At 46.1% G+C, this 23,739-nt stretch carries 22 protein-coding genes; 13 read left to right on the top strand and 9 right to left on the bottom strand.

What is annotated here, in order from left to right; genetic code table 11:
* Positions 1–729 precede the first annotated feature (729 nt).
* Genes R7Z49_RS19215 through hemC form a run of 4 tightly spaced genes read right to left on the bottom strand, consistent with a single transcriptional unit; the run spans position 730 to position 4,809 of the window.
* On the bottom strand, positions 730–1,911 hold the full coding sequence (locus tag R7Z49_RS19215) for a heme biosynthesis protein HemY (RefSeq protein WP_042523916.1): 1,182 nt from the start codon (positions 1,909–1,911) through the stop codon (positions 730–732).
* Positions 1,911–3,122 (bottom strand): uroporphyrinogen-III C-methyltransferase, encoded by a 1,212-nt coding sequence (locus R7Z49_RS19220; protein ID WP_104979849.1) that lies wholly within the window; start codon positions 3,120–3,122, stop codon positions 1,911–1,913. Before R7Z49_RS19220 ends, R7Z49_RS19215 begins: the two co-directional genes overlap by 1 nt.
* Positions 3,123–3,139: 17 nt before the next feature.
* Positions 3,140–3,868 carry a uroporphyrinogen-III synthase gene (locus R7Z49_RS19225; protein ID WP_005383386.1) on the bottom strand — a complete coding sequence of 243 codons (729 nt, stop codon included), beginning with the start codon at positions 3,866–3,868 and terminating at the stop codon, positions 3,140–3,142.
* A 2-nt stretch (positions 3,869–3,870) separates the two neighbouring features.
* Positions 3,871–4,809: a hydroxymethylbilane synthase gene (hemC, locus tag R7Z49_RS19230; protein ID WP_132937321.1), complete on the bottom strand. Its 939-nt coding sequence runs from the start codon at positions 4,807–4,809 to the stop codon at positions 3,871–3,873.
* Between the two features lie 346 nt (positions 4,810–5,155).
* Here hemC and R7Z49_RS19235 point away from each other — a divergent pair, with 346 nt between their 5' ends.
* Positions 5,156–7,684: a class I adenylate cyclase gene (locus R7Z49_RS19235; protein WP_053350817.1), complete on the top strand. Its 2,529-nt coding sequence runs from the start codon at positions 5,156–5,158 to the stop codon at positions 7,682–7,684.
* A 69-nt stretch (positions 7,685–7,753) separates the two neighbouring features.
* On the opposite strand, the gene cyaY is transcribed toward R7Z49_RS19235, so the two are convergent.
* A complete protein-coding gene (gene cyaY, locus R7Z49_RS19240; protein ID WP_005378747.1) occupies positions 7,754–8,068 on the bottom strand; it encodes an iron donor protein CyaY in 315 nt (104 codons plus the stop codon).
* Positions 8,069–8,142: 74 nt separating this feature from the next.
* Between cyaY and lptM the strand changes: the two genes are divergently transcribed.
* From lptM to R7Z49_RS19275, 7 genes are all read left to right on the top strand, one after another.
* Entirely contained in the window at positions 8,143–8,259 is a 117-nt protein-coding gene (lptM, locus tag R7Z49_RS28140; protein ID WP_005378746.1) for an LPS translocon maturation chaperone LptM, read from the top strand.
* Between the two features lie 61 nt (positions 8,260–8,320).
* Entirely contained in the window at positions 8,321–9,574 is a 1,254-nt protein-coding gene (lysA, locus tag R7Z49_RS19250; protein ID WP_005378745.1) for a diaminopimelate decarboxylase, read from the top strand.
* A 10-nt stretch (positions 9,575–9,584) separates the two neighbouring features.
* A complete protein-coding gene (gene dapF / locus R7Z49_RS19255; RefSeq protein WP_005378744.1) occupies positions 9,585–10,415 on the top strand; it encodes a diaminopimelate epimerase in 831 nt (276 codons plus the stop codon).
* A complete protein-coding gene (locus R7Z49_RS19260; RefSeq protein WP_186584592.1) occupies positions 10,409–11,140 on the top strand; it encodes a DUF484 family protein in 732 nt (243 codons plus the stop codon). The genes dapF and R7Z49_RS19260 overlap by 7 nt, the downstream gene beginning before the upstream one ends.
* Positions 11,106–12,038, top strand: a complete 933-nt coding sequence (xerC, locus tag R7Z49_RS19265) for a tyrosine recombinase XerC (protein ID WP_132937319.1) — start codon at positions 11,106–11,108, stop codon at positions 12,036–12,038. Before R7Z49_RS19260 ends, xerC begins: the two co-directional genes overlap by 35 nt.
* Positions 12,039–12,046: 8 nt before the next feature.
* Positions 12,047–12,763 (top strand): 5-amino-6-(5-phospho-D-ribitylamino)uracil phosphatase YigB, encoded by a 717-nt coding sequence (gene yigB / locus R7Z49_RS19270; protein ID WP_053350826.1) that lies wholly within the window; start codon positions 12,047–12,049, stop codon positions 12,761–12,763.
* Positions 12,764–12,901: 138 nt separating this feature from the next.
* On the top strand, positions 12,902–15,388 hold the full coding sequence (locus R7Z49_RS19275) for an EAL domain-containing protein (protein ID WP_186584593.1): 2,487 nt from the start codon (positions 12,902–12,904) through the stop codon (positions 15,386–15,388).
* Between the two features lie 82 nt (positions 15,389–15,470).
* Here R7Z49_RS19275 and R7Z49_RS19280 read toward each other — a convergent pair whose 3' ends face one another.
* Both R7Z49_RS19280 and R7Z49_RS19285 read right to left on the bottom strand, forming a co-directional pair.
* The gene (locus tag R7Z49_RS19280; RefSeq protein WP_033907272.1) at positions 15,471–16,067 is read right to left on the bottom strand and encodes a tRNA-uridine aminocarboxypropyltransferase; all 597 of its coding nucleotides are present in this window, start codon (positions 16,065–16,067) and stop codon (positions 15,471–15,473) included.
* A complete protein-coding gene (locus R7Z49_RS19285; RefSeq protein ID WP_132937318.1) occupies positions 16,067–17,617 on the bottom strand; it encodes a COG3650 family protein in 1,551 nt (516 codons plus the stop codon). Before R7Z49_RS19285 ends, R7Z49_RS19280 begins: the two co-directional genes overlap by 1 nt.
* A gap of 47 nt (positions 17,618–17,664) precedes the next feature.
* Between R7Z49_RS19285 and R7Z49_RS19290 the strand changes: the two genes are divergently transcribed.
* Entirely contained in the window at positions 17,665–18,135 is a 471-nt protein-coding gene (locus R7Z49_RS19290) for an EVE domain-containing protein (protein WP_132937317.1), read from the top strand.
* Positions 18,136–18,185: 50 nt separating this feature from the next.
* On the opposite strand, the gene R7Z49_RS19295 is transcribed toward R7Z49_RS19290, so the two are convergent.
* On the bottom strand, positions 18,186–19,010 hold the full coding sequence (locus R7Z49_RS19295) for a Cof-type HAD-IIB family hydrolase (RefSeq protein ID WP_005378734.1): 825 nt from the start codon (positions 19,008–19,010) through the stop codon (positions 18,186–18,188).
* A gap of 244 nt (positions 19,011–19,254) precedes the next feature.
* Positions 19,255–20,265: an alpha/beta fold hydrolase gene (locus R7Z49_RS19300; protein WP_005378733.1), complete on the bottom strand. Its 1,011-nt coding sequence runs from the start codon at positions 20,263–20,265 to the stop codon at positions 19,255–19,257.
* Positions 20,266–20,330: 65 nt separating this feature from the next.
* Here R7Z49_RS19300 and rhtB point away from each other — a divergent pair, with 65 nt between their 5' ends.
* The 4 genes from rhtB (at position 20,331) to R7Z49_RS19320 (ending at position 23,730) form a co-directional block, all read left to right on the top strand.
* Complete coding sequence (gene rhtB, locus R7Z49_RS19305; protein WP_132937316.1) at positions 20,331–20,948, top strand: homoserine/homoserine lactone efflux protein; 618 nt, start codon at positions 20,331–20,333, stop codon at positions 20,946–20,948.
* 24 nt (positions 20,949–20,972) lie between these two features.
* Complete coding sequence (locus R7Z49_RS19310; protein WP_017636082.1) at positions 20,973–22,196, top strand: EAL and HDOD domain-containing protein; 1,224 nt, start codon at positions 20,973–20,975, stop codon at positions 22,194–22,196.
* 154 nt (positions 22,197–22,350) lie between these two features.
* A complete protein-coding gene (locus R7Z49_RS19315) occupies positions 22,351–22,686 on the top strand; it encodes a metalloregulator ArsR/SmtB family transcription factor (protein WP_258489826.1) in 336 nt (111 codons plus the stop codon).
* A 42-nt stretch (positions 22,687–22,728) separates the two neighbouring features.
* Positions 22,729–23,730 carry an ArsJ-associated glyceraldehyde-3-phosphate dehydrogenase gene (locus tag R7Z49_RS19320; RefSeq protein WP_005383630.1) on the top strand — a complete coding sequence of 334 codons (1,002 nt, stop codon included), beginning with the start codon at positions 22,729–22,731 and terminating at the stop codon, positions 23,728–23,730.
* Positions 23,731–23,739: the final 9 nt, after the last annotated feature.

Consider the following 23,739-nt stretch of genomic DNA (forward strand, 5'->3'; position numbering starts at 1 on the left):
GGTTGAAAGCACCGGTCTTGAAAACCGGCATACGTTAATAGCGTATCTAGGGTTCAAATCCCTATCTCTCCGCCACTATTAAGAAGCCTCGCTAGAAATAGCGAGGCTTTTTTCATTTCCGCACATCTTTATTACTCTATCTGTGCTTGTCAAAAATCAATTCCATATGCGATCTACTTTTCGACAAAGTAATATTGGTATCGGTATTGGTTGTGACGTTTTGATTTTTGCTAAGAAGTGCAGTTGCCTCTAAAGCTGTTCATCCTCATCACTGCATGCTGTCCCGATAAGGTTGTTGGAGATGCTGTTGAACCATCTATTGCCTTATCGTTCTCTTAAAGCACTACCATTGCTTCTCTAGCCCCTTTTACGGGAATAAGCATACTCAAATAGCCACTGTTTCACTGATGTATCTTTTTGTTTTACTCAGTCTAGCGACGCGCGTGCTCTATTGCCTAAATCTAGCTACGTCTTAAAACCATACTTCTACAGGCTAAAGTTACGTATTCCTGCATCTTTTAAAATTGTTTTGGATTCTGCTGGAATGACAGGATCAGAGTAGTCAAAAGAGAAGAGTGAAAGTGAAACGATAGTGAGTTACTAGGAAGTCGGGCACTACTTGGGAGCCAATGAATTTGATAAACATCTTGATGACCAAGGACTAAAGGGTTAGTAGCAGGCAATAAAAAAGCCGACAGTAAGCTGCCGGCTTCGTTAGGTCACCTTTAGTTAGTCATTCTGTACTAGCGTGAGAGCTTTACGAGAGACTTCGTGAGCAGCTTTGGTTAGATTTTGCTTCTCTAGTGTGTCTGCTAGGAATGCATAGTCAGAGACGTCAGAGCGAAGCTTTAAGGCGATCTCAAAGTGATCCTGGGCTTCTTGCCACTTCTCTTGACGGAAATAGAAGTGCGCTAATGCGCTATGGGCAGCGGCGTTATCCGGTTCTTTCTTCACTACTCCCTCTAAGAAGACCACGACAGGGTGGGTATCTGGCAGATTTAGATCTGGCAGTAGTTGATAAAGCTCTGGGGCTGGTTGTTTTTTTAATGCTTCTTTTAGCACGGTAAAGGCTTCTGCATCAGCTTTTCGTGTGATGAGTTCTCGAGCAAAACAGGCAACGAGGTGTGTGTCTTGTTTCACTTTACGTGAGAGGCTATTCCAATGGGAGATTAGCCCTTCGCTACCCTGTTGCTGCGCTACTTCATGGAGTAAGCCGCACTGCGCCTTTTGAATCAGCTCTGCATGTTCTTCTTCCGTGATGAGTTTTGCTTTGGTTAGTTGTGGCAAGAGGTCAATAAGAGGTTGCCACAACTTTAGCTGCATGTACGTTGTTTTCAGCAAGTTCAATACAATAGAGTTACTCGCATACTGACTTTTTAACGATTGCAAGGTATCGAAAGCGGACTCGAACTCGTTGTCGCGGATAAATTGTTTCGCTCGAGTCAGTTCTACTGCGAGATGGGCGTTCTCTTGTTGGCTCGCTAGCTCTAGATAGTGATCTCGTTTTGCTTTATCACCTTGGCCTTGTGCGGCTTCAGACGCAACCAAGTAGCAAAGCAGCGGCATATCGTGATGATTTGCCCAGCGAGTTACTTTCTTCTCAGCACCTTTCCAGTCACCTTCTAGAAGTTTAATAATGCCTTCATTGGTGTATCGGCGGGAATGGCGCATTTTGCGAACACTGAAGTAATTCCATGTTGTAGAACTAGCATAAACTAACTTCTTAATCAGGTACTCAAGCAGAAAAAGACCTGCGAGTGCAGCGATAACGAAAACCACTAATGTCGTTACGCTCATCTCGATCGTTTTCTCGGCAATGGAGATGAGTACATAGCCTTGCTGACCAGAAAACTGGGTGCCAACAAATAGTCCTGCGCCTAGTACAACAAATAGGAAAATAAGACGAAACATTACTTATCCTCCATGCCTGTCATCGTTGTGACTTCACGACGTAGGCGTTCACGGATGACATCTGATAGTTGAGACTGACTTTGCAGTTTTGTTGGGTATTCCACTTGAATATTTTGCTGACTTAGTAGGTTAACCGTTTTGTTGAACTCTTTAACAGAATTATCGTCTTGGTTGAAGAAAGCTAATGCCCATTTGTCTGCTGTTTTTAGAGACGTGGTGTAAATTTCACCTTGCTCTTGGTACACCGCTTTTATTGCCGTTTCCAATTTGGCTTTGATGTTTTCTTTCAGGTAAAAGTGTTGCTCAGGAGAAAGCAGTGGAATGACGTTACCATCGCGCGTGCGGAAGGTAATGAAGTTTTCTGAAAAGTCCTTCAAAGAGGTCATTAAGTTATCTTGCCAGTTTGCGATATCTTCAGACACTTCAGTGTTTTCTACGGCTTCAGCTTCAGGTAGCAGTGCATTGGCGAGAGGGAGCTTGTCTACTTGCTGTTGTAGGGCAGTTAAGCGTAGTACCAATCCATCACGGTCAATTAGCGGGATAGTGCGAAGTTTGGTGATATCGTTCGCCATTGCTTTACGTAGTTTGACGAGGCTAGGGTCATTCAGTGCTGCAATGCGTTGGTCTGCACTTTCCATCAGTTGAGTCGCGCTTTCTACATCGTGCTCTAAGAACAATTTACGACCAGCTAATTTGACAAGGTAATCGGCTTCCGCTAATAGCCAGTCGTTTGGTCGACGACCTTTCACATCGGCAACGGCGAGCTGTAAGCTTTCAATGCTCTTCTGTTGCTGTCCAAGTACCACTTCCGCTTTGTGTGTCACGGTTGTTGCTTTCTCGATGGTTTCTTCTTGTACCCGGCTGAGCTCTTGCTTCATGGAAGCTTGAGTGCTTTCTAGCTGACTTTTTAGTTGGGCGATCTGCGCTTGGTAATCGGCTTGCTGTTGATGCACCTTGTACGCGAGGCCACCGCCAAAAATAATCGATAAGATGATAGCGACCGTGCCTAGTTTGACACCGCGTTTACCTTGTTTTTCTTCAAACTCGACTTTGGTTGGCTCTGCTGTTTTTGGGGGCTCGGCCGCTTGTGGTTGCTCTTTTTTAAGGTCCGCATCCTGCTGCGATGTGGTTTTTTCGACTAGCGGTGCCGATGAGGTTTCTTCGGAAAGGTTTTTATCGTTATTTTTTTGGTCGTTATTTTTACTTGTCATGCCTATATCCTGTGTAGCTAGGGCTGGAGAGCCGCCAGTAATTCTTGGTTGGATGCGCTTCCCGTGCATCTCACGCGAGTGAACCCCCTTTGAATTGCGATGTCAGCGATACGCTGACTGGGGATATACAACTCTTGTTGATTAAGCCAAGTCAATTGCTCCGACGTCAATTGGCTGCACAAATAATCCAGTTGTTCACCACTGGTGACAATAATCTGGTTAATTTGTAGGTTTTTCCATAGTGAGATACAGCTTACTGGATCGAATGGGATGAATTCTCTCTTGTAAGTCTCACTATAGTGAACTTTTGCGCCACGCCTCACCAATGCATCTTTGATCAGCTCTCTTCCGCCGTTACCACGAAGGATAAGAACTTGTTGTTGTGCCACATTGTTGAGCTCTGGCAGTCGCAATAAGTGTTCACTATCACTGACTTGGGGATAGTGTACTTTCTGTTGGGTACATTTGCTTAAATAGTGTGCTGTTTTTTGACCAACGGCAAGGTAAATAGCTTGTTTCGGCCATGACATCCCGTTGCTGGCTAAGATTTGCTGTGCACATTGCACTGCATGTCGACTAACAGCGATAACAATTTGAGCTTGATGTAGATGTTTAGAGAGGTGCGTGTCCGTGAGATCGGCGACAATGTCGATCAGAGGATGGTGATATGCGGAAATGCCGTGCCTTTCGAGCAGAGAGCAAAGCGCGTTGCCTTGCTCTCCCGGCCGAGTGACCAACACTGCCATGGTTATTCGTGATCTGCGTACAGCTTAGTTAGGATTTCACGAGCGCCGTTATCTAGCAGCTCATTGGCTAGCTGCACTCCTAATGCTTCGCCATCTTTACGATGGCCACGAATTTCACCACGAACAATTACGCTGCCATCTGGTTCGCCAACTAATGCGCGTAACCAAATGTTGTCGCCGTCTAGTAGGGCATAGCTGCCGATTGGTACCTGACAGCCGCCTTCTAGGGTCAGATTCATTGCGCGCTCACACAAAACGCGGTCTACGGTGTCTTGGTGGTTAAGTGGCTCAAGCAGCTTAAGCAGTCTTTCATCGTCAAGGCGGCACTCAATACCGACAGCACCTTGGCCTACCGCTGGTAGTGATTGCTCTGGTTCGATAAAGCTACGAATGCGTTCTTCAAGCTTCAATCGTTTGAGGCCAGCCGCAGCAAGAATGATTGCATCATACTCACCCGCATCTAACTTACCAAGGCGAGTGCCCACATTACCGCGAAGCTCTTTGATGATGATGTCCGGACGATATTCTTTCAGTTGGCATTGACGGCGCAAACTGCAAGTACCAACCACGGCACCTTGAGGGAGCTCATCAATGTGGCTATAGGTATTAGAGATGAAGGCATCACGAGGATCTTCACGCTCACAAATGGTCACGAGGCCAAGGCCTTCTGGGAAATCGACGGGTACGTCTTTCATTGAGTGAACGGCGAGGTCTGCGCGTCCTTCTAGCATCGCGACTTCAAGCTCTTTTACGAACAAGCCTTTGCCGCCAACTTTTGCTAGTGGTGTATCTAAAATCACGTCACCTTTGGTCACCATGGTTACTAACTCGACTTCCAAGCCAGGGTGAGCGGCTTGAAGGGCGTCTTTAACAAAGTAAGCTTGCCATAAAGCAAGAGGGCTTTTTCGAGTTGCAATGCGAATCGGTGTGGATTGTGTCATGATCTTCTCAATGCTGTTTGGATTTGGGTTTATCCTACCATTCTCATCAAGAAATGCTTACTGTTAGTTCGTTATCTCTGAAGGCTATGAATGGAATTACATGACGTTATGAAAATAGTGTGACTGGATTCTCAATTAGACTAAGGACTATTATTAGTAATAGGTAATAAGAGCGACACTACCGCGCGATTAATTTTGTGACTAAAGTATGGTTTTGTATCCAGAGTGATACGCGGGCGTGAAGCTTTACCCGCACCAATAAAAGTGTTAAATTGATCACGTTTTTAAGCCATTTTGGTTTAAAACGTCAGCAGATTTTCGTGATTGTTCAACCAAGGAATTCCCCTTGCAGGCTTACACCCAAAAAATCATCCAGCGACTAGATAATTTGAATCAGCAGCGAGTTGATCGCGCGCTGGCGCTTATGGATTCGCAAAGCCAGCAAGTCTTCCATTTGATTCCTGCCTTGTTGAACTACAACCATCCTGTAATTCCTGGCTATTATGATGCCGATGTCCCTTTTGGTGTGCATGGGCTTGAACTAAATAGCATTCAGCAACAATTCATAGATGATATTCAACTTGCCATTGGTCAGCCGCTCAAGACGGTAGAAAAGCCCGCTATATTGGGTTTGTACACCATGGGCAGTACCTCCTCGATTGGTCAAAGTACTTCCAGTGATTTGGATATTTGGGTGTGTATCTCACCAGAGATGGATTGTGACGAACGCGAGTTATTGACCAATAAATGCTTACTCATCACGGATTGGGCACAAAGCAAAGGCGTGGAAGCGAACTTTTTCTTAATGGATAAAGAGCGCTTTAGAAGCAATCATTCTGAGGAGATGACAGGTGATAACTGTGGTTCATCTCAGCACTTACTTTTGCTAGATGAATTCTATCGTAGTGCGGTGCGTATTGCCGGACAGCGTTTGTTATGGCAAATCGTGCCGCCAGAAATGGAAGAGTGTTACGACGAGTACGTTTCTCAACTGTGCAGTGATGGTTACATCGACTGTAGTGAATGGATCGACTTTGGTAAATTGAACTGCATTCCTGCTGAAGAATACTTCGGCTCGAACTTGTGGCAGTTATACAAAAGCATCGACTCTCCCTACAAATCGGTATTAAAAGCCATCTTGCTAGAAGCTTACTCGTGGGAATACCCGCATACTCAATTGTTAAGCATCGACACTAAACGTCGTTTCTTTGCCCATGAGCCTGATCTCTATGGCATGGATGCGTACTACTTAATGTTGGAAAAAGTAACCCGTTACTTAGAGCGAATTCAAGACGATACACGTTTGGATTTAGTGCGTCGCTGTTTCTATCTCAAAACCCATGAAAAATTATCTCGTGAGCCGAATGTTGGCTCAGTAGCTTGGCGTCGTGAAGCGCTGAGCGATATGATTGCAAAATGGAATTGGGATGCCAGTGTCGTTGCAGAGCTCGATGACCGCCGTAATTGGAAGGTTGAACAAGTAAAGGTGGTACATCATGCATTGCTGGATGCGTTGATGCAAAGCTACCGTAACTTGATTCAATTTGCGCGTCGTAACGACATCACTTCTGCTATCAGTCCGCAAGACATCAGTATTTTGGCCCGTAAACTTTACGCAGCTTTTGAAGTATTGCCGGGCAAAGTAACGTTACTAAACCCACAGATTTCACCTGATCTGCACGAGCCTGACTTGAGCTTTATCGAAGTGAAAAAAGGGGGAGTGAACAAGTCTGGTTGGTACCTCTATAAACAACCACTTATTGCGCACCGCATTTTGGGGCAACCATATCTAGAGCATCATGAATACTTGAGTAAGTTGGTTGCTTGGGCATTCTTCAATGGCTTGATTACTGAATCGACTCGTTTACATGCCGTGGTACGTGAAGCGCAGCTAGATATTGATAAGTTTTACCAAATGGTGAGTGACTTACGAAATACTTTTGCGTTGCGTAAGCGTCGTCCATCTATGCAGGCGCTAGCGAGTCCTTGTGAAATAAGCCAGCTTGCGATGTTCATCAACTTTGAAAATGATCCGACGTCTGAACTTTCTGGTCGTTCGTTGAAAGTGGATGTTAAGAACACCGATATTTTTAGCTTTGGTCCAGAACATAAAAATTTAGTCGGCAGTGTTGACCTTGTTTACCGTAATTCTTGGCATGAAGTGCGTACGCTGCATTTCAAAGGGGAAACGGCGATGCTGGATGCACTGAAAACCATTTTGGGCAAAATGCACCAAGATGCGTTGCCACCAGAATCAGTGGATGTGTTCTGCTATGCGAAGAACATGCGTGGTGTGATGCGTAATATGGTTTACCAGCTTTTAGCTGAATGTATCGACTTACGCTTGAAACCAGTAGAGCAAGAGAAACGTCGCCGCTTTAAAGCGATGCGTCTTGGTAACCAGACTTATGGGTTGTTCTTTGAACGTCGTGGTGTGTCGGTGCAGAAGCTAGAAAATTCCATCGATTTCTACCGCAGCATTTCCACTAACAAACTCAAAGGCTCGCCGCTGTTAATGCTCGATCGTGAGCAAGAATATCAAATGCCGGAAGCGGTGGATGGGTTTGCCAGTGAAGGTCTGGTGCAGTTCTTCTTTGAAGATAACGAAGATGGCTTCAATATTTATGTGTTGGATGAGTCAAATCAAGTAGAAGTGTATCACCAATTTAGTGGCTCCAAAGATGAAATGATTTCGTCTGTAAACAGTTTCTACACGTCGGTAAAAGACGATAGTCGCGTCGCGTCGAAGTTTATTAATTTTAACCTGCCTCAGTACTATCAAATTATTCACCCTGAAGAGGGGAATGCGTATATCATTCCTTACCGTAATGACGGTTGTTCACCGAGTCGCCCGACCAAAACTGTGAACGCGTAATTAAACCCGTATCAATAAACAAAAAGAGCACTTCGGTGCTCTTTTTGTTTTGGTGACGATTGACCAGAATTATGCCCAATCAATGGCTTCGCCTGCGTGCTTTTCACACTCTTTCTTCACCATTTCAAATAGCTCCATACCCGTTTTTGAGCAGGTCCATTTACCTTCAATAAGCTTGAAGTGGAAACCACCAGATTTGGACGCTAGCCAGATCTCATGCATCGGCTCTTGGCGATTAATGATGATTTGGCTTCGGTCTTCAAATTCCAATGTCATTACGTTGCCAGTGACTTCGTAATCAATGTCTGCGCCTGAATCATCGATGGATTCTTCGATGATTTGCATCTGCGCATCCACCAGTTGATGAAATTCAGTATCGTTCATCCGTCTATCCTATTGCTTTTCCTGAGTGTGGTGCGATTATAGGGGGCATTGATTCAATAATCACGATATGCGAAATGAAAAAATTAGTTACTGTGTTGTTTGTGATGGTTGCCGCGACCTTAGCGGGGTGTGGTCAGTCTGGCTCACTATACATTCCAGATGACACTCAACAGAATGAGCAATCACAATAAATAACCGCACCTTAGGGTGAAATTAGGGTTCAGCAGTCGAATAAAATAAGGGAAGCGAATTTTGGATTACTTCAACTATCAGGATGATGGCCAGCTTTGGGCCGAAGACGTCCCACTTCAAGCTCTTGCAGAGCAATATGGCACTCCTCTTTATGTATATTCTCGAGCCACGCTAGAGCGCCATTGGAAGGCGTTTGATAGTGCTGTGGGTCAGCATCCTCACCTGGTTTGCTACGCGGTGAAAGCCAACTCAAACTTAGGCGTATTGAACACGCTAGCGCGTTTGGGATCGGGTTTTGACATCGTGTCGGGTGGTGAACTTGAGCGTGTGATTGCCGCAGGCGGTGATCCGAAGAAAGTCGTCTTCTCTGGTGTTGGGAAAACACCGGCAGAGATGAAGCGCGCTCTTGAGCTAGGTATCAAATGTTTCAACGTTGAATCTGAGCCAGAGCTAGAACGTTTGAACAAGGTTGCGGGTGAGCTTGGTGTGATTGCGCCAATTTCTCTGCGTATCAATCCAGATGTCGACGCGAAAACACACCCTTACATTTCGACTGGTCTTCGCGACAATAAATTCGGCATTGCGTTTGATCGTGCGCCAGATGTTTATAAATTCGCGCAAAGCCTGCCGAACTTGAATGTGCAAGGTATCGACTGCCACATTGGTTCTCAGCTGACCAATATAGACCCATTTATCGACGCGACAGACCGTTTATTAGCCCTGATTGATGATTTAAAAGCGCAAGGCATTAACATTCGTCACCTTGACGTCGGCGGTGGTTTGGGTGTGGTCTATCGTGATGAATTACCACCTCAGCCTTCTGATTACGCCAAAGCGTTACTAGGCCGTCTTGAAAATCACCAAGACTTGGAGCTGATCTTTGAGCCAGGCCGTGCAATTGCTGCGAACGCAGGTATATTGCTAACGCGTGTTGAGTTTTTAAAACATACTGAGCATAAAAACTTTGCGATTATCGACGCTGCAATGAACGACTTGATGCGTCCTGCGCTATACCAAGCATGGCAAGATATTGTGCCAGTTTCACCGCGAAAGGGTGAAGCTCAGACTTACGACTTGGTTGGTCCTATTTGTGAAACCGGCGACTTCTTGGGTAAAGATCGCGCACTCGTTTTGCAAGAAGGTGATCTACTCGCGGTTCGTTCAGCAGGTGCCTATGGTTTTGTGATGTCTTCGAACTACAATACTCGTACCCGAGCGGCAGAAGTGATGGTGGACGGTAAACAAAGCCACTTAGTTCGCCAGCGTGAGGAGCTGACCAGTTTGTGGCAGCTGGAACAGATTCTACCGGAGTAACACACAACAAATGCATTTCCACTTTTCCAAAATGCACGGTTTGGGCAACGACTTCATGGTCGTCGACTGTATTACCCAGAACGTGTTTTTCTCGCAAGACCTGATCCGCCGCTTGGCGGATCGTCATACTGGCGTTGGTTTTGACCAATTGCTTGTGGTAGAGGCCCCTTACGACCCTGAAACCGACTTCCATTATCGGATTTTTAATGCCGATGGTAGTGAAGTTGAACAGTGTGGTAACGGTGCACGCTGTTTTGCCCGCTTTGTTCGCTTGAAGGGGCTGACCAATAAATACAGCATCAGCGTGAGCACCAAGAAAGGAAAGATGATTCTCAACATCGAAGATGATGGGGAAGTGACGGTCAACATGGGCGTGCCAGAGTTTGAACCGAACAAAATTCCTTTCAAAGCGAAGCAAAAAGAGAAAACTTACATCATGCGAGCAGGCGACAATACCTTGTTTTGTGGTGCTGTGAGCATGGGTAACCCGCACGTAGTGACCGTGGTCGACGATGTGGATACGGCAGAAGTGGAAACTCTCGGTCCGCTGCTTGAGTCGCATGAGCGTTTCCCAGAGCGCGTCAACGCTGGCTTTATGCAGGTGATGAGTCGTGACCATATTCGTCTTCGAGTTTATGAGCGAGGCGCAGGAGAGACACAAGCTTGTGGTAGTGGTGCATGCGCGGCAGTCGCGGTTGGGATTCTGCAGGGCTTGTTGGATGAAAACGTTAAGGTTTCTCTACCTGGTGGTGAATTGCGAATTGCATGGCAAGGTCCTGGCAAGCCGTTGTTTATGACCGGACCTACAACGCATGTATTTGATGGTCAATTATCTTGCTAGTTGAAGAAAAAGGAAACGGTTTGTCTCAAGTAGAAGCAGATGCCTTAACGGCTGAAGTAGTGGCCGAGTACCTCAAAGATCATCCAGACTTTTTTGTGCAACGTCCGGAGCTTGTGGATCGTTTATCTTTCCCACACTCAGACTTAGGCGCGGTATCTTTGGTGCACATCCAAATGAATCGTCAACGTCAGCGCATTGAAGAGTTAGAGGAAGAGATCACTACACTAATATCGCTTGCGGCGAACAATGATCGCACCTTTTACGAATTTATGGATTTGCAGGGGCAGATTCTAAAGTGTGGTGACTTTAAACAAGTCATTCATTCTATCGAAGATAAAGCCAAAGCATTGGGCTTACGTGCGTTTGTTCGATTGTTTAGTCAATGCGACGCATCGATTCAATTGAGTAAGGAAAGTTATCAACGCTTTGCGACCACTCACTTAAATGGCAAAGATGCGTACTTAGGACGTCTTCGCAAAGTGGATCGTGAAGCTTTGTTTGGCAACATGGAAGTGCCGGAAATGGGTTCCTATGTGGTACTGCCGCTCGTGAAACAGCAAACACTGGGCGTGCTTGCTTTTTCTAGTGAAGATGGCGGCCATTTTCAGCCAGATATGGATACCTTGTTTTTGCGTCACCTATCATTAGTAGTGGCACATCTCGCTCAAACACTGGTATGGCAAAGTTACGATGACGACAACTCCCAACAATCCTCTGCCAAATAGTCTGCAAAAGCCTCTTGAGCGCTTCTATGAATTCTTACGAAGCGAAAAGGGGCTTAGCCTACATACTCAGCGCAATTACAAACAGCAGCTAGAAACTATGGCGCAGCACTTAGCTGAAATGGGGCTCAAAGATTGGTCTCAAGTGGATGCTGGTTGGGTGCGCCAATTAGCAGGTAAGGGCATGCGAGAAGGCATGAAAGCCAGCAGTTTGGCAACGCGACTCTCATCACTGCGTAGCTTTTTCGATTTCCTTATTCTGCGTGGCGAGATGTCTGCTAACCCAGCCAAAGGGGTTTCAGCACCTCGCAAAAAACGCCCGTTGCCCAAAAACCTCGATGTTGACGAAGTGAGCCAATTACTTGAAGTCAACGAGGACGATCCGCTGGCTGTGCGCGATCGCGCCATGATGGAGCTGATGTACGGTGCCGGCTTACGTTTGGCTGAGTTGGTGGGTGTGGATGTACGTGATGTACAACTGCGTAGTGGTGAGCTTCGTGTTATTGGTAAAGGCGATAAAGAACGTAAAGTGCCGTTCTCTGGGATGGCAACCGAGTGGGTCGGGAAGTGGTTACGCGTTCGTGGTGATTTAGCCGCTCCAGGTGAGCCCGCCTTGTTTGTATCTAAGCTCGGAACGCGTATTTCGCATCGTAGCGTGCAAAAGCGCATGGCTGAATGGGGGCAGAAACAGTCTGTCGCAAGCCATATTAGTCCGCATAAACTGCGTCACTCATTTGCGACACATATGCTCGAATCAAGCAATAACTTACGTGCGGTACAGGAGCTTTTAGGGCACGAGAACATTTCGACGACCCAAATCTACACGCACTTGGATTTCCAACATTTGGCGCAAGCCTACGACCAAGCCCACCCACGCGCACGTAAAAAGAACGGGGAGTGAGCCGAAGTATGAAATTTTATCGCCGTATCGAGCCTATTAAGGCAATGACCTTTGACCTAGATGATACCCTCTATGACAACTATCCTGTGATCGTTCGCATGGAGCGTGAGTTGCTATCTTGGCTCAAGCACCATCATCCAGCGGTTGCTCATATGAACAAAGCGGATTGGTTTGCTCTCAAACAGCGTGTTGTGCAGCAACAACCCGAGCTGAAGAGCGATGTCACTTTATGGCGTTTAGTGCAACTTCAGCAAGCCTTCTCCCAAGTAGGCTACGACGAAGACGCAGCACATGCCGCTGCGAAAGCCGCAGTAGACGTTGCGTTGGACTGGCGTAACCGTTTTGAAGTGCCGCAGCAAAGCCTCGATGTACTGGAGGAACTCGCGCAGCACATCCCGTTGGTGGCAATCACCAACGGTAATGTGGATTTAGACCGCATCGGTCTTACGCCTTATTTCCAACAGGTACTTAAAGCAGGACCAGATGGATTGGCGAAACCCGCAACCGATATGTTTACTAAAGCGAAGCGATTCTTGGATATCCCTGCGGAGAATATTCTGCATGTCGGTGATCACCTAACCACGGATGTGCATGGTGCAAAGTTGGCTGGTTTTGCAGCCTGTTGGTTTAATGATATGAATAAAAATGTCATTAACCATTCAAAAACACGTACTTTACCTGATATTGAAATCAATAGTTTGCAGCCGTTACTCACACTTTTTTAATTGCTTTCGCATTAATCCATTCTAATCTCATTTTGTGTCTAGAAAAGCAGCGCAAAGCCACGTAAATTATTCTCTATTAAATAAAAATAGTAACGCCACACGTCGTGGTGAAGATAGTGTTACGGCAGTGGTAGGTCCATGCGAGCTTTTTCAAAACTGGTTCACGATGTCAGTCAACTGAATGACTTTTTAGTCACTTTTCCGACTTCCTCAGATAAACAATATTTAGTACAAATATTGTCGACGCAATCGCGCGAATTTACGACCACACTTGCAGACGCCGTTTTGTCGTCGCTGCCGAATGCTCATGTTATGGGGCATAGTACGCGTAATGTAATTCTGGAAGGGGAGATATTTACCTCTGGTTGCCTAGTGAGTGTGATTGAATTTGAGCAAACCACGCTGACTTCTGCGGTACAAACATACTCTTACTCCCCTGACATTGATGGCGGGGAGCTCAAGCGCTCTCTTCTAATGCAGCATAATTCACAGGTGATCCTCAGCTTTGCTGTGCAAATTGAACGACGTGACTATCCCTTGTTTCAAACCTTCGCCAGTGAAGAAGTAGTGATTTCTGGAGGGTTGGCGCAGAGTATTGACGATGGCTGCTGGGTGCTATATCAAAACCGAGTTTACGATAACGCTGTGGTTGCCGTAGCTTTGCACAGTGATACTTTGAAGCTATGGACTGATGCGTATTCGGAGTGGAACCCGATTGGCATGCCACACAAAGTCACTCATGCAAAAGGAACGCGCTTGTATTGTTTAGGTGAGAAGAAAGCGCTGGACGTATACAAGCGTTACTTGGCGGATGGCCATGACGTGACGCTGAGTCAACTGCTCAGCTTTCCTTTGTATCGAGAAAGCTTAGGGCGAAAGGAAGTTTGTACGGTAACGGAGCTACACGCTGATGGCAGTATGAGCTTCGACAGGCCCTGGTGTCTTGGTGACGAAGTGCAATTTTGCTATAACCATCCCTCGTTAACGCTCGAGCAAGTGCGGCATGGTGTGGTTGAGTTAGCCATGCACCAACCTGAAGTCGTTATGATTTTTAACTGCGCGTCACGGTTAGACTTTATTGACAGCAGCGACGAAGTCCAAGCCTTCAAAGATATTGCGACGACGTTTGGTAGTTACTGTATGGGGGAACTGCATGGTGGTATTGGTCAGCCCGAAATTCTTCATCACAGCCTGACGTATTTAGCGATGCGAGAGGGAGACGAAGTGCAAACATTGAACTTGCCTAAGTCGCCCGTTAGCTCCTCTATTTCACCGTTGTTTAGCTTGATTCGAAATGCGATCGGCGATCTCAACCATATGAACGCGCATATGGGATATCAACTCGATCGCCAAACGCGCAAGTTACAAGAAAGCTATCGACGCGACAGTCGTACGGGGTTACAAAACCGGGTCGCATTGCAAGAGCGGCTGAGTAACATCGATTTGGATGAGCATTTGTTGACTCTAAAGCTACTTAACTTTAGTCATATCAACGAAAAATACGGCTACCGAGTGGGAGATCAATTACTCAAAGATCTCTCAATGCACTTTACGAATCGACTACGAAAGCGTTTCGGCATGCCAACGGCTTTGCAGCTTTATAGTATTGGGGTTGGTGAGTGGGCGTTCATATTTAAAGCTGATCAAAGCAGCGAGACCATCAAACAGCACTTTACGCGTTTTGCTGACGCGGTAGAACAAACTAATTTTGAGCCAATTGGCCTACGTGAAATAGATTATCTTTCTATCTCGCTATGCGGCGGCTTAGTGAGTCGTCGAGACTTTCCATCCGCTTCAGTAGATGAGCTCTTACTCAAAGGCATCGAAGCGAGGCGCTCCGGTGTACGCAGTAATACCCATATCTGTAATGCGAAAGATATTGAAGTCAGTGAGGATGTGCGTAAAGAGCAACTTGGATGGCTAAGTTGCGTCAGTAGAGCCATTCTTAAACAGAATATCATCACTTATAGCCAACCTATTGTGCATGCGGGTAGCCACAAACTGGCAAGCCAAGAATGTTTGGTTCGTATTCTGGAAGCCGATGGAACGGTGATTGCGCCAGGGCGTTTTCTGCCAATTATCTCTGATACGCATCTTTACACTCGACTAAGTCGGCACATGATTCATTCTACGTTGCATTATATGCGAGATAAGCAAGGTGACTTTTCTATAAACTTATCGCCGCAAGATTTGCTCAGTGATAAAACTTTAATGCTTTTAGAGCATGAAATTAGCCAGCTAAATGACCCAAGGCGAATTGGTTTAGAAGTGCTGGAATCTGAGCAGATCAAAGACTACGGCCGAATGATAGAAGTGTGCAGTCATTTTAGAAGCTTAGGGGCGCGTATCATTGTTGATGACTTTGGGTCCGGTTATTCGAATATCGATGAAATCCTAAAGTTGGAGCCAGAAGTCATAAAGCTCGATGGCAGCTTGATTCGTGATATTGATAAAGACTTAAAACAGCGCAAGATCGCTTCCCAGTTGGTGCGTTTGTGCCAGGTGTTTAACGCGGAGACGGTGGCGGAGTTCGTCCACAATCAGGAGGTGTGTACCATTGCACAAGACATGGGGGTGGATTATTTGCAGGGTTACTATCTTGGCGAGCCGACTCGACTGTTTTAATGATGTTTCACGTGAAACTTCTTGTCGTAAAAACGCAGCGTAGGCTGCGTTTTTTGTTTGGTTCTTCTACTGAGCTTAATGGTTAACGCTTAAGAGCGTGTCCACTCTTTTCAGCTTGGAACAGAGCGAGGTAATGGGCAAAAAAGCGCTGCATTTGTTGTTGGTTGTTTTGTTCTCCAAGTTGCCCGAGCAAATGTGCAGCGACTTCAAACGTACACAAATTACCTTGTTGTTGGTTGCGTCGCAGCTGATATTGTGAGTCCGCCGACGCAGACAATCCCATAGTAGGGATACCTTCTAACCAACGGCTCTTATTGATCATCTTGCGCGCCTCTTGCCAGGTGGCATCCAAAATAATAAACAGCGGAGTTTTGGTTTGTTGCTGGCTTTGGAGTACCACATGTTCGAGTGTGATACTTTCTTCACAGGGGAAGAGCAACACCGGATACCGCGACGGATCAGCTAATAGAGTGAGCAATTCTGCTGGTGGCTGTTTGCGATCCCAGATTACTCGCTCAATGTTGAGTTGGCACTGCTCTAGTAGCTGGCCGGTATTAGTATCACGCTTCAGTTCATTCGGATGCATTAACAGCAGGATGTTGTGCTCACTGTTAAGTTTCGGCATTAGCGAGCACATACAATTGAATTGAAAACCGCAGGTTGGACACGGTTGTGACATTACAGACGAACTCCTTCTCGCACCGGGCTTATCCCATCAGAGAACAGACGCACGCCACTGACTTGGTTCGGCGTTGCCGTTGGCGCCATGCTTGGGTTGAGTGGGTAGCTAACCCCAGTGTATTGCATCACATGTTGAGCCGCTTTAGCTCCGCCACCGCTGACATTAAAAATCAGATCTCGCCAACCATGAGAGGTTTGTTGGCCGAGCATAATCGGGCTTTGCACTAGTGTAATGCGGCTATTAAAGCGCCATTCCTTTTCGTGATGTTCAAATATTAGCAATGTACAGCCACCGGAACCACACCAATCCAACTGTACCAATAGCTCTTCGTTACCATCGCTGTTGAGGTCGTAAGTTAGCCAACGGTATTGGTTATTGTTGGGGTTGGTTTGATGGATAAAGAAGTAGTTGCGCACCGCGGCATCTACTTTTGAATCAAACTCTGCACTAGAAGGTACGTCAGCACTACCGATGGGGTTGTTGGTGCGTTTTTCGGCTGGTTGCATGATGCCTTCATCACGAACGGTGGCAGGATAAAGGACTAAACCACCATCGGCGATTGGGTATACCAAGTTACCGACTTTTTCTTTGGTCGCTTTGAGCTGATTGCCTTCTCGAGTAAACAGTCGCTCTAACATTAGCCTTTGCTGTTGATGATGCGTCATGACAACTTGAACCTGAGACGGACTTAACTGTTGCCAGTAACCACGCTCGATTAATGGTGCTTGTCCATTGGCGTAACGGTATTTTGTTGTGGCGCTGTGGTCTGGGTTTAAGGTCATTTGTACTTCAAAGCCTTGTGATTGGGTTGAGGTCGCGACATAGGTATTAGCCCAGCCAAGCGTTGCATCGACGTTTGCAGCCATACCACAACCTTGATACGTCTCGCCATCATGTTTTAGTGTTGCTTTCCAGCCATATAAAGAATCGCTCATTGTGTCTGAGCAGAGGTTTTCTGTTAAGCGAAGCTCACCACCTTGCAGTTGATAAGTGCGCTGGCGAGGTTGAAGCTGACTGCTGTTAATCGCTAATTTTGTGGTTTGTTTGCCGATTTTCTGGAATGTTAGTCCATTAGCCTCAAAGCTTGCCGACCAAGAAGGCTCATTACCAAACACGCGAGTTGGTTTGTTTGGTTGCTGACAACGGTTTGGGTTTTCCGTTGTGAGGAAGTTCACTTGTTCCACTACAAAGTTAGCATCGAAATCAGCAGAAAACCCATCGATGCCCGGTGGGTTGAGGTGGCCGATAACCTCGCCATACATAGTCTGGTAAGGCTCGTTATTTAACTGAATTGCTCGTTGCATTTGCTGTGGTGATAGTTGCAACCAATATTGCTTGTCGCTGCCACAAGGCATGATGTATTGGCTCTCGTGACCGACGATCACTTTTCCGCGTAGCATAAAAGTTTGAGGTTGAATGGTTTCAGGCTTATCTAAGGTTGCTGGTGGAGAGGTTGGGTCAGCAGCACCAGATTGTGGCGGCTGTGAACTACATGCTTGCAGAACCAGCAGGGTGGCAAGCGCCACTGGGTTTTTCAAAGCCTTCATGTTATATCTTCCTCATTATTGTTACTCAATCGGCATCGGATGGCATTATGGCATATTGGTTATTTAAAACTGAACCAGATACCTTTTCTATTGACACGCTTCGAACTCAAAAGGTTTCATGTTGGGAGGGAGTTCGTAATTATCAGGCGCGCAATATGATGCGTGACCAAGTGAAGGTGGGCGATTTAGTCCTGATTTACCACTCTTCTTGTAAACATGTTGGCGTGGCAGGTATTGCTAAAGTTGTGAGAGAAGCCTATCCCGATCATTTCCAATTCGATCCCGAAAGCGATTATTACGATCCAAAGTCAGACCCAGACAACCCGCGTTGGATTATGGTGGATGTAGAGTTTGTACGTAAAACGGCGCGAGTGATTCCGTTGTCGGTGATGAAAGCGATGCCAGAACTTGAGAACATGCCGTTGGTGAAACGTGGAAATCGCTTGTCGATTATGCCCGTGATAGAAGAAGAATGGGACGCGATTCTTGGCAAAGAGAAGCTGCCAAGTCAGCGATAAAAGAAAAGGGCTGCGAATGTGCAGCCCTTCATAATTTGGAGTATTGAAGCTTACAGCAAGTGTTCTTGTAGGTAGTGTGCAACCGCATCTTCTGCATTGCTGCCAATTACTTCATTATTTGGTAGAGCTTTCATCACTTTTTCGTGTGATGTACCCATAACTAGCCCTTTACCTGCCATCGACAGCATTTCTACGTCATTCATGCCATCACCAAATGCTACGCAGTTTTCTAACGTGAGGTCGAGTTTTTTCGCTACCGCTTCAAGAGCATGACCTTTAGACACGCCAGCGCTCATTACTTCCAAACACCAAGGCGTTGAAAATGCGATGTTCAGCTTATCACCAAACTGCTCACGTAGTTTGTTTTCAAATACGACCAAACGTTCGTGGTCTTCTCCAGGATGCGTGAAGAAAACTTTCGCAATACCGTCAGTTGGGGCTTGGTCTTCATCAAATAAGACGTAAGTGAATTCATCGTGGAAGTCACGTAACGTTTCATCATCCTTGTTCATCAACCAGCTATCATTTTGATACATGTGAATAAGTATTTCTTGATCATGTTTGATCGTGTCGATCACGCCTTGTACCAGTTCCGCAGGGACATTCTCGCTGTACATTAGCTGATCTTCCTGGTCATGCACTCGGGCACCATTCGACGTGATCATATAAGCTGGAATGCCAACTTGGCGACGGATGCTCGCAACGTCTACGTGGTGACGGCCGGTTGCAAAGACAAAGGTATAACCCTTTTCATGCAGCGCTTTTAGCGTCTCTTTTGAGTAAGCACTGAGCTGATGGTTAGGTGCGAGTAACGTGCCATCCAGATCAGAGGCAACGATTTTGGTGATCTCTTTGCAAGGTAGCGATGTGCTCATGAAGTCCTCGTAAACGGTTTGGATAGTGTGGAACAGGTGAATTGCAAACGGAGTACAGCAGACTGACTAGATCGTACTGCTCCGAATGCGGGGGAACTTGGGCTCATAGCACTATGCGGTTAAACACAGTGTCAAAGTAGCCAAGTTCAAGCAGTGTACGCCAAAATGAGGATGAAAAAGAGGGTAAATCGATGTGTAGACATTTCCTCTTTAATCTTAGTCGTGAAATGGTCGCCTAGAGTTCTTATTGTGCTTGTTCGTTTGATGGTGATTTAGGGTCATTCATAAAGCGGAAAATCGCATCGAGCGCTTGATTACGATACTTGTCGGTCTCGAACAAGATTTCATGCTGTGCGCCTTCGATAGAAAGCAGCTCCGCGTGCGGGTTGGTTTTCCGCAATTTATCAATAAAACGCTTTTGCGCGAGGTTGCTAACAATCCGATCGTTTCCGGCTTGGATTAGGATTACTGGTATTTTGACTTGGCGAGTTAATAAAAAGCACTGCTTAGCGGCCATGAGCCCTTGCCAAACCCAGCGAGTGCTTGGCCCACCGACTTGCAGTTCCGGTTTTTCCGTATATAGGTTTCGGAACCATTGGTAGCGGCCGTAACTTTGGCTAAGTGGGTTATCTTCAAAGGGCTTAGGGAAGTAGGCCTGATGTCCTGGTGCATAGCGTGGCAAAGTCGATACCGCTGACATAATTTGTGTGACCGGAATCGCTATTGGTGATAGGTACCATGGCAGGTTAATGCCAAACATGGGCGCACTTAGAATCAAACCAGTAAAAGGGTGTTCTGGGTGAGTTTGCAGGTAACGTGTGGCGATCGCGCCGCCCATAGAGTGCGCGATGATGAAGCATTGTTGATATTCGCTAAGGTCGTGTTTTTTTACGACGATGTCCATATCATCAATATAATCAGTAAAGTCATAGACGTGACCCATATCTGAGTCAGATAATAAACGATCTGATAAACCTTGTCCGCGGTGGTCAAAGGAATAGACATCGAAACCTTGGCGGTAGAGATCGTAAAACAGCTCTTGGTATTTCCAGGAAGACTCAATGCGTCCATTTACGATGAGCACGGCTTTTTTATGCTCTGGGTTGGTTAGCTTGCACCAGTAAATGTTCTTTTTCTCAGTCCCTTTAACAAAGCCCTCTTGGCGAGTTTGCCAAAGTGCTGCGATCGGACCACCAATTGCTTGCTCAAATAATGTCTCTTGAGTATAAGTCAAAGGTGAATGGTTAGTCGCCATTAGTTGATTACCTGAAGATACGTTGTTTACGCGATGTATCATCGAAGAATTAGTGAGGAAATGCAATGGATACCCATGTCTGGTTAGCTTATGTAGTAACAGCAATCGTTTTTAGTTTGGCTCCGGGCTCTGGCACGGTGAACTCAATCAGTAATGGTTTGAGTTACGGTACCCGTAAATCACTGGGTGCCATTATTGGCTTACAAATTGGTTTAGTTATCCACATCGCGCTGGTGGGGGCGGGTATTGGTGCGCTTGTCGCGCAGTCAGCAACCGCATTTTCTGTCATTAAATGGGTTGGTGCCGCTTATCTGGTTTGGTTGGGGATTCTGAAATGGCGCGATACGTCAAGCTTAGTCGCAGCTGAAAACCACAACGAGATGTCAGGCACGGCGCTGTTGTACAAGGCTGTGTTAATTAACCTCACCAACCCTAAATCGATTGTTTTTCTGGTGGCGTTGTTCCCGCAGTTTATTGACCCGGCAAAAGACCAAATCACGCAACTGTTGGTGCTTGGCGTCACTACGGTCGTGATTGATGCGTGTGTAATGTTGGGTTACACGAGCTTGGCAGCACAAATGGGACGCTTTATTCGCTCCGATAAAATCATGGGAAAAATAAACAAAGTATTCGGTTCAATGTTCATGGGTTGTGGTGCATTATTAGCAGCTGCAAAGTCATAAGCCATTTATAGGTCCTTCTTTAGCATGAATACAACGTATGTCGCTCGCCAGCCGATCTTTAACCGAAAAAGACAGACGCTGGGTTATGAATTGTTGTTTCGAGACGGGGAGAGTAACGCATACCCTTCACATATTGATTCAAATCGAGCGACATACCGACTGATCGTCGAAAACTTCCTATCACTGGGTACTAACCCAGTGATTGCCTCTTCAAGATGCTTTATTAACTTTCCTCATCAAAGTTTGGTGCGACGTTTGCCGCGCAGTTTGCCGAAAAACAAAATTGTCATCGAAGTGTTGGAAACGTGCCAACCTACGGATGAGCTTCTTGATGCGATTCGTGAGTTTTATCGAGAAGGTTACTTGATCGCTTTGGATGACTTCACCCTAACACCAGAATGGCGCCGTTTTTTGCCATATGTGCATATTGTGAAGCTCGACATTATGGCGATGGGGCTCGAAAAGGCCTGTGAACTTGTCACAACACACCTTGCCAAACGCGTCAAATACCACTTTTTAGCAGAACGTGTTGAAACCGCAGAAGAGTTTGAGCAAGCGAAAGCGGCTGGCTTTAAATTTTTCCAAGGTTATTTTTTTAGCAAGCCACTCGTCTCGCAGACTAAATACGTCAGTCCTGAGCAAGTGTTGGCATTGCAACTGTTTCGTGAAGTTTGTGCTCCTGAGCCTGACTTTACTCGTATCGAGTCCATCATTACGCAAGATGTCGCGTTGTCATATAAATTATTGCGTTTTGTAAATACGCAAGCGCCGAATTTGGCTGTCGAAATCAGCTCTTTTCGTCAGGCATTGATTTATCTTGGCCAGGATAACCTTAAGCAGTTTGTCTCTTTGGTTGTGGCATCGTATATCTCCAGTAACAAGCCTCGAGAGCTGTATCACCTTTCATTGCAACGAGCTCAATTTTGCCAATTGATGTCGCGCTATCAGCCCTTCTCTCACCTCAACGAACAAGGTTTTATGGTTGGTTTGCTGTCGATTCTAGATGCGCTGTTGGATCTTTCGGTGGAATCTTTAGTTAGGCAGTTACCGCTTAGTCATTCAGTACAACAAGCGCTATTACATCGCAAAGGGGTTTATGGTGCACTTATTTCCCTCGAAGAGTGCTACGAGCGTGCCGATTGGTCAGGGGTTGAAAAAATCACGATGCAATTGGGGTTGCCTTTAGAGGAAGTGAAGCTCTCCTTAGGTGAAGCGGTTCGCTGGAGTCAAAGCATCGCGACTGCATAATTTCGTGTCTTATCTTTTATCTCTTTGAATCTCTCTCTTTACAATCAAGCTGTTCGTTAGATGTGAAACTTTTATGACGATGGACGGTTTCCTCTTGACGATATATCTTAATTAAATAAACATATACGCATATCCATATATAGGTATGTTCATTATGCTTCCACATCAGTTTTTTAAGCTGTTATCCGATGAAACACGCGTACGTTGTTTAATGCTCGTGGCCCGTGAAGGTGAAACTTGCGTTGGTGATTTGGCGTTTGCTCTGCAAGAGAGCCAGCCGAAAGTTTCTCGTCATCTTGCTCAGTTACGGTCCAGTGGCATCTTGGTGGATAAACGCCAAGGGCAATGGGTGTATTACGAGTTATCACAGCAATTGCCAGGTTGGGTGCGAAAGTTAATTGAAGACTTAGTGGCATCAAACTGTTTGAAGCAGGAATACCAAGACGACATCACACGCTTACACGATAAAAGTCGTGAGGCTTGCTGTTAACAGCGAATAGAGATTCAAGGTAGAAGATTAGAGGGTAAAACTATGACAATTAAAGTAGGAATTAATGGCTTTGGCCGAATTGGTCGCTTAGCGCTGCGAGCGGCATTTGATTGGCCAGAATTGGAGTTTGTGTTAATCAACGATGTCGCAGGTGACGCCGCTACGCTTGGTCACTTATTAGAATTCGATTCAGTGCAAGGTCGTTGGCATCATGGAGTTCAGGTCGAAGGCAGTGAGCTCGTCATCAACGGCAAGCGTGTCGCCACGACTCAACAACGCGATATCGATGCGGTGAACTGGTCTGATTGTGATGTTGTGATTGAAGCGACAGGCGTACATCGCAAAACATCATTCCTAAACAAATACCTAGAGCAAGGCGTGAAACGTGTCGTGGTAAGCGCACCTGTGAAAGAAGAAGGTATCGCGAACATTGTGGTGGGCGTGAACGACCATATTTTCGACCCTGAAAAACATCGTATCGTGACAGCAGCTTCGTGTACGACTAACTGTATCGCACCTGTGGTTAAAGTCATTCATGAGAAATTGGGTATCGAACAATCTTCTTTTACGACCATTCACGACCTGACGAATACGCAAACTATTTTGGATGCGCCACACAAAGATCTACGCCGTGCAAGAGCATGCGGCATGAGCCTTATCCCGACTACGACGGGTAGCGCGAAGGCGATTGTCGAAATTTTCCCAGAATTAAAAGACAAAATTAATGGTCATGCGGTTCGCGTACCTCTAGCAAACGCATCGTTAACAGACATCATTTTTGATGTGAAGCGTGATACCACAGCAGAAGAAGTGAATGCACTGTTAAAAGAAGCATCTGAAGGTGATTTGAAAGGCATCCTTGGCTTCGAAGAGCGTCCTTTAGTTTCTATCGATTATAAAGGCGACCAACGTTCAACCATCGTTGATGCGCAATCAACCATGGTTGTGGGTTCTCGTATGGTTAAGATTTATGCTTGGTACGATAACGAAATGGGTTATGCAACGCGCACAGCAGAGCTGGTTCGTAACGTTGGTTTGGCTTAAAAGGGGGTC

This window comes from Vibrio sp. 1562 (assembly GCF_033340155.1).
Taxonomy (GTDB): Bacteria; Pseudomonadota; Gammaproteobacteria; order Enterobacterales; family Vibrionaceae; genus Vibrio; species Vibrio alginolyticus.